The following is a 12,381-nucleotide window of genomic DNA, read 5'->3' as shown; positions in this document are numbered from 1 at the left end:
TTATTCTCTACTAAAAATCATCTCCATCATCCCCGCCTTCTCTTCGGCTATTATTCGCATCATTTTTCTCTTTGAATCCTCCGAATCTATAGGTAAAAGCAAGGGTTCCTACCCGAGTCTCCCGTTGAAAAACCCGCTTCTCATCAAACCTTGGATTGTTCGTAGTAATCCTGAAATTCCTAGTATTGAAGATGTCGCTTACATTTAGGGATACTGTAGCTTTGCCATCGAGCAAGTCCTTACGGAGTCCAATATTCAAACTGTATTGTGGTTCGATTTGACCTTGAGGCAAGACTATTGGCCCCCGGAAATTACCTTGCGCCTGAACGCTAAACCAATTAGGAATCAACCAATTTGCCAGCAAATTTAATGTCCAACTGAAGTTCTCATTACTGAAATTTTGCTCTATGTTTTCTGCATTGATTTTAGAATAGAATAAATTTCCAGTCAAAGTCGCATCTAAATTAGTGTAAACCTGGATCTGATTAATCAACTCGAAACCAGTGCTGGATCTTGTGTCTGCATTTTGACGGCTCTGAATTGCCACATTATCATCTGTCAAGATCGTAATTCTAGTTTCCACATCGGTGCTGTAGCGATGATAAACCGTGGCATTGAGCAAGTATTTCTCCCAGCCTTTCATGTAGCCTACTTCATAGCTATCGGTGAATTCTGGCTGAAGATATGGATTGCCAATGCTAAAATTGTATTGATCCCTTACTCTATAAATCGGTGCCAAGTCCCAGATACTAGGTCTCGATATTCTTCGGGTGTAATTCAAGGTTAGTTCATTCTCCGGCGCAATGGTATAGCTCAAAAATGCACTTGGAAATACATTGAAGTAATTATTCGGGATCCTTTCTTGATTCCTCACCGTTTCACCCAAGGTTTCTGTGTATTCTCCCCTCAAGCCCAGCTGATAGCCAAATTTCCCAATAGTATTTCTAAAAGTGAAATAACCGGCATACACATGCTCATCAAAATCAAAGGTATCTGTCAGTGAATCTACCACCGCTGGCTGGAAGTCTGTAAACTCATCACCTTGCGCAAACCGCTGGCTCCATTGCCAGTTTCCAATAGTAGCTTTCAGGCCTGTTTCTATTGACGCTTCATTTACAAAAGGCTTCTCATAGTCCACTTGAGCTACATATAAATTACTTATTCTAGGCCGATCATTGGTTTGAGTCAATCGTTTTGCGGGTTCGGATAGGCCATCTGCATTAAAAAATTCTTGATTATAAAATTCCGTCTGCTCACGGTTGAGCATAAGAATACGAAAGCGAAGTGTAAAGTTTTTGACCTAGGGAGTCTATAGTCCAGGCATAATTAATCCCCCCCTCATAATTGCCGCTTTTGCTCAATTCATCATTAATTCGAACAAAACTTGAATCCAATGAACTGCTTTCACTCAAATTTAGCTGCGTGATCTTAGAATATTCTACCTCATTATCGAAATTCCCCTGAAAATATGCACCTAGCAATCCTCTTTCAGAAACATTATAATCTACTCCAGTTCTGATCAAATGCGTCTTTTCAATCTCATATCCATCTTGAACTTGCTCTAATCTTGGCGAAAAACCATTCAAATAATTAGTTCTGCTTCCTTCGCCATTTTCACGCTGGCGACGATCTTGCCAATTATAGGATGCATAAAAATTGGCTTTCTCTGTGCCATAATTTAGGTTAAGACCCGCTTGATATTTCTCGCGAGTCCCGATCGAGGCATTCACCTGACCATTGAAGCCCGTCTTCTCATTTTTCTTCAATACGATATTGATAATCCCACCCACACCTGTGGCATCATATCGCGAAGATGGGTTTGTAATCAACTCTACGGTCTTGATACTATTCGCTGGAAACTGAGACAAAATACTTTCTGCATCATCTCCAGAGAGATTGGACGGACGTCCATTGATGTAGATCAGAATATTACCACTTCCTCGCATGGTTATTCCGCCCTCATCATCCACCTGTATAGATGGCAAAGTGCTGAGCAGTTGAGAAGCGGTTTGTCCTTCTGCCACTATACTGTTTTCTACATTATAAGTACGCTTATCTATATCTGATTCAAACATGGAAGTCACACCTTCTACTACTACCTCGTCCAGGTTTTGCGCATCTTCTTCCAAAGTGATTGTGCCCAGATTTACCGAATTTTTATTTTCCCTGAGGGCTATTTTCTCAAAAAATTCCAAATACCCAATGAATCCAACTCGCAAAATATATTCTCCAGCACTGGTTGAAAAATCGAAACTTCCGTCCAAGCCACTCATTCCACCCGTGACCACAGCAGAGTCCAAAGGAGAAAGCAAAGCAATATTTGCAAACTCTAGCGCAGATTCACGCTTGCCATCCATTACCTTACCCTTCACATGGATCTCCTGCGAAAAGACATCCAAAGACGTCATCATGAAAAATAATAGAATTGAAAAAAGGGGAATTTTATTCATAATATTAGGTTGAATTGGTATTGGGAAATGAGGTGCCTCTTTGTGAGCTTTAAACAGCTAATAATCAATTAATTAAAAAAATATACTCATATCTATAACCTTTAATTTGTCCTAAGGTTTCGATTTCACTCTAAAACTTTTCCGATGGAAAACTATCTGGATAACATGAGATTTAACCATTTAAACGGCGATTTTTATTCGCGAAAAAATCAATTGCTATAAGAATGCGCTAGATACAACTCGCAAACTATTGATTTACTTATCTTTAAAAATGATTCGATTGATCTTCTCATTGGGCTGTATGCTAGCCTACATCCTTGCTAGTGTAAGCTCCATCGCTCAATCCTCTCCAGATACTATTCAGAGAAAAAATTTCAGTGAATTGACGGCTCAATTCGAACTGGCCAAGCCTACTGATTCCATAGCCGGAGTCTATTTAACCGAGTTGATTAGCTTAAGTGAAAAGCAGGGTGAATATGATCTGATGGCTAAATATGTCCTACGTTTTACCCATCACCCTTCTTCCTCCAATCAAACTCCTGAGCTAACCAGATTAGTACTGAAAAGAACAATTGCCTATGAGGAAGAGCTAAGCAAATCTCAAGACATGGGAAATCTTCATCTGAAATTGGCTGGTAATTACTTTAATTTGGAACAATTTGCAGCATGAGAAAAAGGAGTGGAATTAAAAATTGAAGACAATGGCAAAGGGTTTGATTTTTTGGAGAAAATGAATGACTTTCAAAGCCTCAGACTGAAGACACTCAAAGAACGGATTGCCTCTATGCAATGATGTATGAAAATCAACAGTGAAAAGGGAGTTGGAACCAGTTTAAGTTTTATCGTTTATGTCTAATCACAAGCCTACAGTAGTCATAGCAGATGATCATCCTATTTTACTGAAGGGGTTAACTGAATTTCTGAGAGAGCTTGGTTTAGACATTGTGAGTACTGCCAATGAAGGACAGGGCGCCATTGACCAAATCATAAAATTCAAGCCGCAGCTTGCTATTTTGGATATGGAAATGCCAAATAAAACGGGGCTTGAAATAGCTACCGACTGCAAGAAACTAAAACTTAACACCAAAGTCATTTTACTTACATTACATAAAGAACTTTACCTCTATCATCAGGCAAAGGAATTGAACCTATCCGGATATATTCTAAAGGAATTTGCCCTAGATGACCTTTCCAAAGCTGTATCCATCGTATTAGATGGAGGTCAATTTTTTAGCGAAAAGATTTTTGAAGGGATGAAAGAAAACAAATTCAAATCGGATGAAAATCCCTTGACTCCCTCAGAGGTGAAAATCCTAAGATTAATAGCTGAAGGAATGGCTACCAAGGATATAGCCAACAAACTTTTTATCTCCGAGCGTACTGTTGACAAGCACAGGAGCAATATGATTGTCAAGTTGCAATTAGAGAAAAAGCACAATTCTTTGTTGATATGGGCTCAAAAGAATCGTGACATCATAGATTAACAACATATTTATATGAGTCTCCCACAAAATATACGTGTTACTACGTATTGAGTCACTCTGTGATATTGATTAAGTTTGATTAAATATTTCAGAATAAATCAACTTTTTACAAATGAAAATATCATGCCTCCAAGGGGATTTTAAAATAATCCAAACCATAAAAAATCGTGACGAGTTACTTGTCTTAGGTTCATGGAAGAACTTGGTACGAATTTTTGATAGCAGCAGGACTTTTCTTGTCAACAAAAGTGAATCTCTCTTTGGTATTTACCTTTGCAAGCAAGAATGCGCCGAATTTATGAACAAAATAATTCAGGATATTGATTACCACGAGTGGGAGGACTTTAAAATAGAAAAGCCTACTTACCATAATCAATTCCAAGCATAAAGGGTGATTTTTTTAACAATAAACTTCTAGAGCTGCGCGGATCATTCGATCTACGGTTTTTTCAGCTTCTTTATCAAACTCTCCGCTTGGACGATTTGCCACTATTGCATTAAGACTTAGCATCCGGTGATTCAGTAATTGTCCCATGGCATAATAACCGGCTGTTTCCATTTCGAAATTAGTCATTTTCAGTACCCCCACCTTCAAGGCTGCTAATCGCTCGATCATATTATCCATCTTTGGTTTTAGCCTTATTTCTCTACCCTGCGGTGCATAAAAACCAGGTGCAGTCAGAGTAACCCCACGATGAAAGTCTGAAGGTAATTTGTGCAATAGCGCAGATGAAGCTGATGCCTGATAAGGCAAAAAAGTAAGATCCAACGTCTCTTTCACTAATTCAGACCAATTTTGACTTCCTTCTAATTTTGGGTAGAACTGCATCAAGGTATCTACGCCCACTGCAATCTCTGAAGCCAATACACTGCCTACTGGCAAATCAGCCTGCATACTCCCAGATGTCCCCAACCGAATAATTTCTAAGCTCTTTTCTGTTGGCTTGACTGTGTGTGTTTTGAGATCCACATTGACCAAGGAGTCCAGTTCTGTCATCAAAATCTCCACATTATCCGTCCCCATTCCCGTACTCATCACTGTGACACGCTTGCCTTTGATTCGACCCGTATGGGTTACAAATTCTCGCTTACTTCCCCGGTAATCTATTTGATCAAAGTACTGAGAAACAAGCGCAACTCGGTCTGGATCTCCCACAGTGAAAACAAGCGAAGCCAAATTCTCAGGCTTCAAATGCAAATGATAGATACTTCCATCAGCATTTAATATCAATTCGGATTCTGGAATTTGTCTGCTCACGTTGCAAGTTAGGCATTAGATTTTTCTTGGGCTTTACGATTCAAGCCCTTGTAGGGGTTGTAGCCGTTGGTGTTTTTCTGGTAATAACCAGTCCCGTCATAAACTCGTTTTCCTGGTTTTCCCTTACATTCAGTAGAGCAAGCGCCTTCCATTTGCCACCCACACGCTTCACACATAGCAACATGTGCATTGCAGGTTTGATTGGCACAGTTTATCATACGGTCTGATGGTGTGCCGCACACATGACAGGTAGATACCACCTTCGGGTTCACGGTATTCACATCCACAGCTATTCTATTGTCAAACACGTAGCACTTTCCTTCGAAGTCTTCTCCTCCGGCTTCCATTCCGTATTTGATGATACCTCCATGGAGTTGGTACACATCTTCAAAACCCTGCTCCAATAGGAATGCAGAAGCTTTTTCACATTTGATCCCGCCAGTGCAATACGTGAGTACCTTCTTGTTTTTCAGGTGCTCCAGCTCTTTTACTTTCTCAGGGAAATTTCGGAAGTTGTCAATATCCAGGGTCAGCGCATTTTTGAAATGCCCTAGTTCGTGCTCGTAATTGGAGCGGACATCCAAGATCACTACGTCGTCCTGATCCTTCAATTTTTTGAATTCCTCGGGATCGAGATGCTTACCTGTTCTCACGTTAGGGTCGAGATGTCTCAGCGCACTGTGGACAATCTCCGGCTTGTAGCGCACATGAATTTTGGTAAATGCATGGGTATCATGCGCATCTATTTTAAACTCTGTCTTTGCAAATCGCGAATCTGCGTGGATATAGGCCATGTATTTTTCACAGTCTTCCACCAAACCGGAAACAGTACCATTCAGCCCTTCGTCAGAGATGATGATACGTCCTCGAATATTATTCTCGATGCAAAATAAATGATGCTGCTCACGATATTCTTCAGGATTTTCAATTTTGGCGTAGCAGTAATAAAGGAGGATTTGATACGTATTGTTTTCCATAACTGTTGCCCTGTTGCGGCAGGGTGTTTAGAATTTCGGATTTGAAATTTCTAATTTCAAATTAATAGATTATTATTTGACCTTTGCTGCAGGATTTCCAAAGACAGTTTCATTTGAACCGACCGTAGAGATCACCACAGACCCAGCACCTACTCGGGCATTTTTTCCGATAGTAACTCCAGATATAATAGTTGCTCCTGAGCCAATAAAAGCACCTTCTTCAATGGTTACTTCAGAATTGATCACTGAACCAGCACCGATTTGTACAAAGTCCCCCAGTTTAGCTTTATGCTCGATAACAGCCGCGGAATTAATAATACAGTGGCTTCCTATCTCAGCTCCTGCACCGATATTCACATTAGCATTGATAAAATTACCATGGCCAATGATCGCATCTGTAGAAATATAGGAGCGCTGATGGATCGCATTCACAGGCTGCACCTTACGACGATCATTCAATAGCTCCACCAAGAATTTGCGGTATTTCGGATTCTCTTCTGCCACAAATGCTTCCGTTTTTTGGCCGATTAGCTTGAGGAAGCCGTCATCTTCAGGAATTCCAAGTACCGAAACCGTATTGATTTCTGTTCCGTGGATTTTTTCGTCTTCATCTAAGAATCCAAAAACAACTACATTGTTACTATTGAATATCTCTAGTGCGGAATGAGCGATGCCTTTTGCCCCAAAAATTATAACTGGTTTTTCCATAGTTTTCTGCAATTCAGGCTGCAAAAATACAGGAATTCACTGGCTTACCCAAAAATCAGTTGGATTCTGATTTGATGAGTGTTTGGGCAATTTTGCATTGCAGACATTTCTTGGGCTGGCAATAACTCTTAAATAACCCGATCATTCCCTGTGAATCAAAGCCATTCTCTGCTTCCCAACCATGAGATTTGAATTGACGGATGATGTAATTATTTTCTGATGAAACCTCCTGTAAGAGATCAAAACAGCGCTCTTGCCAAGCTTGCTCCTCGAAATAGCGTCCGTACGCAAACCAAAGCGGGGTTACATAGTTAATTACCAATAGTTCCAATACTGTGCTGGAAATCCCCGAACTCGTCTGTCTCTCTGATGGCTTTCCAAAACTGTAATGATACTGCCAATAATCACTTGGCTTCACTTTCAATAATTTCTTAAAACCTGCAAAATCTCTGGAATCCTGCAACACTGACTGGAGTAAATTAGGCGCCTTGGACAATATGGCCGACAGTTGCGCAATCCTGACCGTAGGAAAATTACTTGGCCTTACTCCCATAAATGTCCAATGCTGTCGCTTCATCTGGGACTCCCATTTATATTTCTTTCTATAAAAATCATATTCCCGAATCAAATGCTGTACATAGGGTTCTTCGGATTCCATTGGTAACAAGCCTGCCTGCCCTAATAGGATCGCTTCCAATACTGGTAATTGATCTCGATGCTTTTGAAGGATTCTATACGGAACTAAAGCGGCCAATTTCCCCATGGCTTGACTATTCGTCTTGAAGCCGAAGCAAGTGAATAGCCAACGATAAGCCGTTTCCTCCCAATCATCCGTGGTGGACCTTAAAATTTCCAAAATCAAGGTGGACTTTTCCTGAAGCCGTTCTACCAACGCCTTTTCCAAAGCTGAAAACTTCACAATTCCAGGTACCTCCCTGAGGCCATGAGCACAGGGCAAATCAGACTTATAATCCAGCATTCGCTCATAGTTTCTCCAGATATCCAAAAATATCAACCCTTTCAACTCCAGAGTGGGCATATGAGTGCCGTCATTTCTCAGAACTTCCTGGTCATCTTCCCATACCACATGTAAGACAACAGAATTGTATGCAGGATTGCCACCATGTGCATGCTGCTTCCATTCACTTGCCAATCGATGCACCTCCACATGTCCATGAAGTATCACGTTGTCAATGAACACCACCGAATCTCTGAAATCTGGCCCCTCACTTTGATTATGAAATCCTACCTGGATTATTTTCAATTCATCACCAGCAGTTGTGCGGAGTTTCGCCTTTTCGAAATACTGGTATTTCCATACGAGCTGTAAAAAATCTTCTTTAAATGTCATAAAAGTATAGGTTAAAAATCAAATGAATTTAACCAAAAGCTAAAAAATAAAAAAGCTAGGAAACCCTAATTTCCAAAATATTAGCTGCCAAGAAGTACTATTAAAGGTACTTCTCCAGCAACCTTGTCATTTCAACCTGCAATTTTTTTGCTTCGCTCCTGGCTACTTTCGCAAAATCCTTTTCCCCAGAAGCATAGATAATCCCACGGCTGGAATTCACCAAAAGTCCGCATTGCGAATTCATTCCGTACTTGGCTACTTCCGATAAACTTCCTCCCTGCGCCCCTACGCCCGGCACCAAAAAGAAATTGTCTGGCACCAGCTTTCTCACTTCTCCGATCAGTTCTCCACGAGTTGCACCCACCACGTACATCAGGTTTTCAGGAGTACCCCATTCTTGGCTTTTCTCTAGAACAGTTTGATAAAGAGGCTTGCCATTTTCGTCTTTGATAAGCTGGAAATCCATCGAGCCGGCATTTGAAGTCAAGGCCAAAAGTATTACCCATTTGTCCTCAAACTCCAAAAACGGCTTTACACTATCCGCTCCCATATAAGGCGCCACCGTCACAGAATCAAAGTCCATTTTCTCAAAAAATGCTTTTGCGTAGAGTTTCGATGTGTTACCGATATCACCACGCTTAGCATCTGCAATGGTAAAAATTTCATCTGGAATTACCTCATTGACTTTCTGAAGTGTCTCCCAACCCTGAGGCCCCAATGCTTCAAAAAAAGCAATATTCGGCTTGTAAGCTACTACATAATCTGCTGTCTCTTCTATAATCTCTTTGCAAAAGCTGAAAATCGGATCAGGCTCACTTTTTAGGTGGGCTGGAATTTTATTGATATCTGCATCAAGTCCAACACATAAAAAGGAAGATTTTTTCTGGATTTGTGAGAAAAGCTCGGCTCGGGTCATGGATTTAAGGATTTTGGTAAAGGTAGGAAATCTGGGTTTTGAGAGATTCCTAACTTGCTTTAAGTTTCAACATAATGTCTTTTAAGCCAATTGCGAAAGTACCGGATCCCATAGGAAAGGTTTCATTTCCTGCATACACAAAATATTTTTGGCTTGCTTGAATGTCTTCCACAGCATTTAGAAAACCCTTGGAAAGTTTGGGGCTCAATGTCCGCTTTATTTCTATTGCCCAAATCACCCCATTCAGGCTGAACACAAAGTCAAGTTCAGCACCTGCTGCAGTTCTATAAAAGCCATATTCAGTGCCTTTTGGCAAAACAGAAATAATATTTTCAATGATAAACCCTTCCCAGCTACTTCCCACAACGGGGTGACTGAGCAAGTCATCCAATTTGGTCAAATTCAACAAGGCATGTGTTATTCCAGAATCCCTAGTGTAAACTTTGGGGGTTTTTACTAATCGCTTTCCTACATTCACCAGCCATGGTCTAAGAGAACGAATCAGTAAAAGATTCTCAAGCATTTCCACGTAATTTTTCACAGTTGGTGAAGTCAAATCAAGACTTGCTCCAAGTTTGGAAAGATTGATCAGTTGACCTTGCTGATGAGCGAGCATAGTCCAAAGACGGCGAAGACGATTTGCCGGCACAAATTGCGCAATCTGAGAAATGTCTCTTTCCAAATAGGTAGTAATGAAATTCCCTCTCCAAGTCATGCTGGATTTATCTGTGCTAGCCAGAAAACTATCTGGAAAACCACCCCGTAGCCATAGCTTTTCTGCGTGGTCTTCAACCAAATCGACTTCTAAAACATTAAATCCAGAAAGTTCTTCATATGCGATTCTTCCCGCTAGCGATTCGGAAGATTGTCGGATCAAATCCAATGAGGCAGAACCTAAAATCAAAAATTGGCACGACCGCAAGCCTTTCCTTCTCTTCCGGTCTATTACTCCCCGCAATAATGGAAACAGGTCAGGTATACGCTGTATTTCATCCAGAATGATCAAACGTCCTTCATGAAGATCAAAATACTGCTCAGGTTCGACAAGCTTACTTCGGTCAGACGGACTTTCCAAATCCAAATAAATAGACTGAGGATCTATGTTCTTCACAAGCTCCTGAGCCAGGGTAGTTTTCCCTACTTGGCGTGGCCCAAGAATAGCTATTGCCGGAAAATCCGGCATAAGTTCTTGGAGTTTAAAAGTCAAATCGCGTATAATCATCCTTGCAAATTTAAAATTTGATTTTAAATTTGCAAGGATGATAATTTATTATTTAAGTGAAATTCAGGTGATTATCTATTATTTATCGAAATTAATCGATATCACAGATCCAATCAGAGAAACCACTGCTGTAATTGAGAAAAAGATCAAGCTGAAAGCAACCGCTATAGCTTCGTTTATCCCCACATACGTATGTGCATAGACGAATACCAGCTCTCGAGCCCCGACTCCACCAATCGTCAGAGGCAATACTGCTACAATAGAAGAAAGAAGAAAAACCAGTTGATAGGCAAGGAAATTTTCAGTCACACCCAGACTTTTCAGGATAAACCAAGCACATAGCAACTGAGCTAATTGACCGGCGATAGACCAGCCGTTCGCTTTCCAAAAAGAAGGCAGAAAAGCCTTAAACATCAGTTTTTGAATCATCCAAAAGATTGGAAACACCAGCAAGGCTGCTAATACTACCAAGAAATCCCAGGGAATTGGCGAAGCAAAAGGCAAGACCAAATCCACTGGAAGAATCAATACCAACAATAAAAAAACAATTGCCACCAAACCGCCTAATCGATCTAAAAGAGAAGCTTGTACAAGCGATTTGACAGGAGTCCGGTAATGCTTCTTCAGCAAGTACACTTTATAGCCATCACCACCGATTCCTCCTGGAAGAAAGAGATTGTAAAACATTCCGATCAGGTAAAGCTTGATATTGAGCCTTTCGGAAATATATAAGCTGATATTTTTGAAATAAAGATTTAAGCGAAAAGCAGTAAACAATTTACTCAGTACAAAAAGCAAAACAGCAGGAATAAGCCATAGCCATTGAATGGTCTTGGTGATTTGCCAGAGCTGATCCGTGTCTATCTTTCGAAAAACCAGGAAGAGTGCTAGCCCGGTTAAAACCAATTTTAAGGCAGTTGTTAATTTCTTCTTAAGAGAATTCTCTTTTTTCACCAAAATTCAATTGCTATTTGAAAACCTACAAAACACAGTCTAAACTTTACTGTAACACGACACCTGCATCCAGCACACCTTGATAGACAGATTTGATAGTATAGGTCTTCTTATCCTGTGATTCGAAATAGGTACGGACAATTATCTCCGCGATAATCCCCGTGGTGATAAACTGGACTCCTCCAAGCACAAGAATGAATCCTAAAATCATAATAGGTCTTCCCCAGATGTCCTCGCCCATAATCTTAAGTATGAGTAGGTAAACATTAATCAAGAACCCAATCAAAAATGAAATGATGCCTATTCCTCCAAACAAGTGTATGGGCCGCTGGAAGTACTTTTGAAAAAATAGCATCAGAATCAAATCTGACATTACTTTGAATGTACGGCTGAGGCCATACTTAGACTCGCCATGAATTCTTGGGTGATGCTTCACATCCATTTCAGTCATTTTTGCACCTTGCTGCTTTGCTAGAACTGGAATAAAACGGTGCAATTCTCCATAAAGCCCCATTCCTTGAGCAATCTCTGCCTTGTAAACTCTAAGTGTACAACCGTAATCTTTTAGATATACTTTGGTTGTATTTCTGATCACCCAGTTTGCGATTTTACTCGGGATTTTGCGAAGCACAAACCCATCTTTCCTATTCGCTCTCCGACCTGCTACTACATCCCATTCCTCATCAATTGCTTTCTGCAGCATTACAGGAATATCAGTAGGGTCATTTTGCAGATCGCCGTCCATGGTAGCAATATATTCACCGGTGGCCATATCTATCCCTGCTGCCAATGCAGTAGTCTGCCCAAAATTTCGGTTGAAAATAATCAGCTTGGTTCGGCTATTCGCATATTTTTTTACTTCCGCTACTGTGCGGTCAGTAGATCCATCCTCAATCAAAATGACCTCATAATTAATTGCTTCCAATGCGGAATAGGTGGCTTCCAAAAGAGGCTGGATATTATCCTCCTCATTATAAACAGTGATTACTACAGAAATAAGTGGCTTAAACATGCTATAAAATTTCGTCAAAAATACGGTAAAATACTTCCTGGGACAAAAA

Annotated in this window: 13 protein-coding genes; 3 read left to right on the top strand and 10 right to left on the bottom strand. The window is 40.5% G+C overall.

Annotation, left to right across the window (positions count from 1 at the left end; translation table 11 throughout):
• Positions 1-10: 10 nt before the first annotated feature.
• Positions 11-1,267, bottom strand: coding sequence for an outer membrane beta-barrel family protein (locus tag U3A58_RS03545; RefSeq protein WP_323822009.1), 1,257 nt, complete (start codon positions 1,265-1,267; stop codon positions 11-13).
• On the bottom strand, positions 1,254-2,450 hold the full coding sequence (locus tag U3A58_RS03540) for a carboxypeptidase-like regulatory domain-containing protein (protein ID WP_323822008.1): 1,197 nt from the start codon (positions 2,448-2,450) through the stop codon (positions 1,254-1,256). The genes U3A58_RS03545 and U3A58_RS03540 overlap by 14 nt, the downstream gene beginning before the upstream one ends.
• A gap of 271 nt (positions 2,451-2,721) precedes the next feature.
• Between U3A58_RS03540 and U3A58_RS03535 the strand changes: the two genes are divergently transcribed.
• The 3 genes from U3A58_RS03535 (at position 2,722) to U3A58_RS03525 (ending at position 4,322) form a co-directional block, all read left to right on the top strand.
• Complete coding sequence (locus tag U3A58_RS03535) at positions 2,722-3,120, top strand: hypothetical protein (protein ID WP_323822007.1); 399 nt, start codon at positions 2,722-2,724, stop codon at positions 3,118-3,120.
• Between the two features lie 178 nt (positions 3,121-3,298).
• Positions 3,299-3,934 carry a response regulator transcription factor gene (locus U3A58_RS03530; RefSeq protein ID WP_323822006.1) on the top strand — a complete coding sequence of 212 codons (636 nt, stop codon included), beginning with the start codon at positions 3,299-3,301 and terminating at the stop codon, positions 3,932-3,934.
• Positions 3,935-4,046: 112 nt separating this feature from the next.
• A complete protein-coding gene (locus U3A58_RS03525; RefSeq protein WP_323822005.1) occupies positions 4,047-4,322 on the top strand; it encodes a hypothetical protein in 276 nt (91 codons plus the stop codon).
• A gap of 12 nt (positions 4,323-4,334) precedes the next feature.
• On the opposite strand, the gene U3A58_RS03520 is transcribed toward U3A58_RS03525, so the two are convergent.
• From U3A58_RS03520 to U3A58_RS03485, 8 genes are all read right to left on the bottom strand, one after another.
• Complete coding sequence (locus U3A58_RS03520; RefSeq protein WP_323822004.1) at positions 4,335-5,192, bottom strand: nucleoside phosphorylase; 858 nt, start codon at positions 5,190-5,192, stop codon at positions 4,335-4,337.
• Between the two features lie 8 nt (positions 5,193-5,200).
• Entirely contained in the window at positions 5,201-6,169 is a 969-nt protein-coding gene (gene trhO / locus U3A58_RS03515) for an oxygen-dependent tRNA uridine(34) hydroxylase TrhO (RefSeq protein WP_323822003.1), read from the bottom strand.
• A gap of 72 nt (positions 6,170-6,241) precedes the next feature.
• Complete coding sequence (locus U3A58_RS03510; RefSeq protein ID WP_323822002.1) at positions 6,242-6,877, bottom strand: acetyltransferase; 636 nt, start codon at positions 6,875-6,877, stop codon at positions 6,242-6,244.
• A 55-nt stretch (positions 6,878-6,932) separates the two neighbouring features.
• A complete protein-coding gene (locus tag U3A58_RS03505; RefSeq protein WP_323822001.1) occupies positions 6,933-8,228 on the bottom strand; it encodes a DUF2851 family protein in 1,296 nt (431 codons plus the stop codon).
• Between the two features lie 100 nt (positions 8,229-8,328).
• On the bottom strand, positions 8,329-9,144 hold the full coding sequence (pyrF, locus tag U3A58_RS03500) for an orotidine-5'-phosphate decarboxylase (protein ID WP_323822000.1): 816 nt from the start codon (positions 9,142-9,144) through the stop codon (positions 8,329-8,331).
• Positions 9,145-9,193: 49 nt separating this feature from the next.
• Positions 9,194-10,366 carry an ATP-binding protein gene (locus U3A58_RS03495; RefSeq protein WP_323821999.1) on the bottom strand — a complete coding sequence of 391 codons (1,173 nt, stop codon included), beginning with the start codon at positions 10,364-10,366 and terminating at the stop codon, positions 9,194-9,196.
• Positions 10,367-10,444: 78 nt separating this feature from the next.
• Positions 10,445-11,320, bottom strand: a complete 876-nt coding sequence (locus U3A58_RS03490) for a lysylphosphatidylglycerol synthase transmembrane domain-containing protein (RefSeq protein ID WP_323821998.1) — start codon at positions 11,318-11,320, stop codon at positions 10,445-10,447.
• A 46-nt stretch (positions 11,321-11,366) separates the two neighbouring features.
• Positions 11,367-12,332 (bottom strand): glycosyltransferase family 2 protein, encoded by a 966-nt coding sequence (locus tag U3A58_RS03485; protein ID WP_323821997.1) that lies wholly within the window; start codon positions 12,330-12,332, stop codon positions 11,367-11,369.
• Positions 12,333-12,381: the final 49 nt, after the last annotated feature.

Origin of the sequence: Algoriphagus persicinus (assembly GCF_035156415.1) — a bacterium.
Lineage (GTDB): Bacteria > Bacteroidota > Bacteroidia > Cytophagales > Cyclobacteriaceae > Algoriphagus > Algoriphagus persicinus.
Note: the sequence above shows the minus strand (reverse complement) of the source record. Positions and strands in the feature narration are given on the sequence as shown.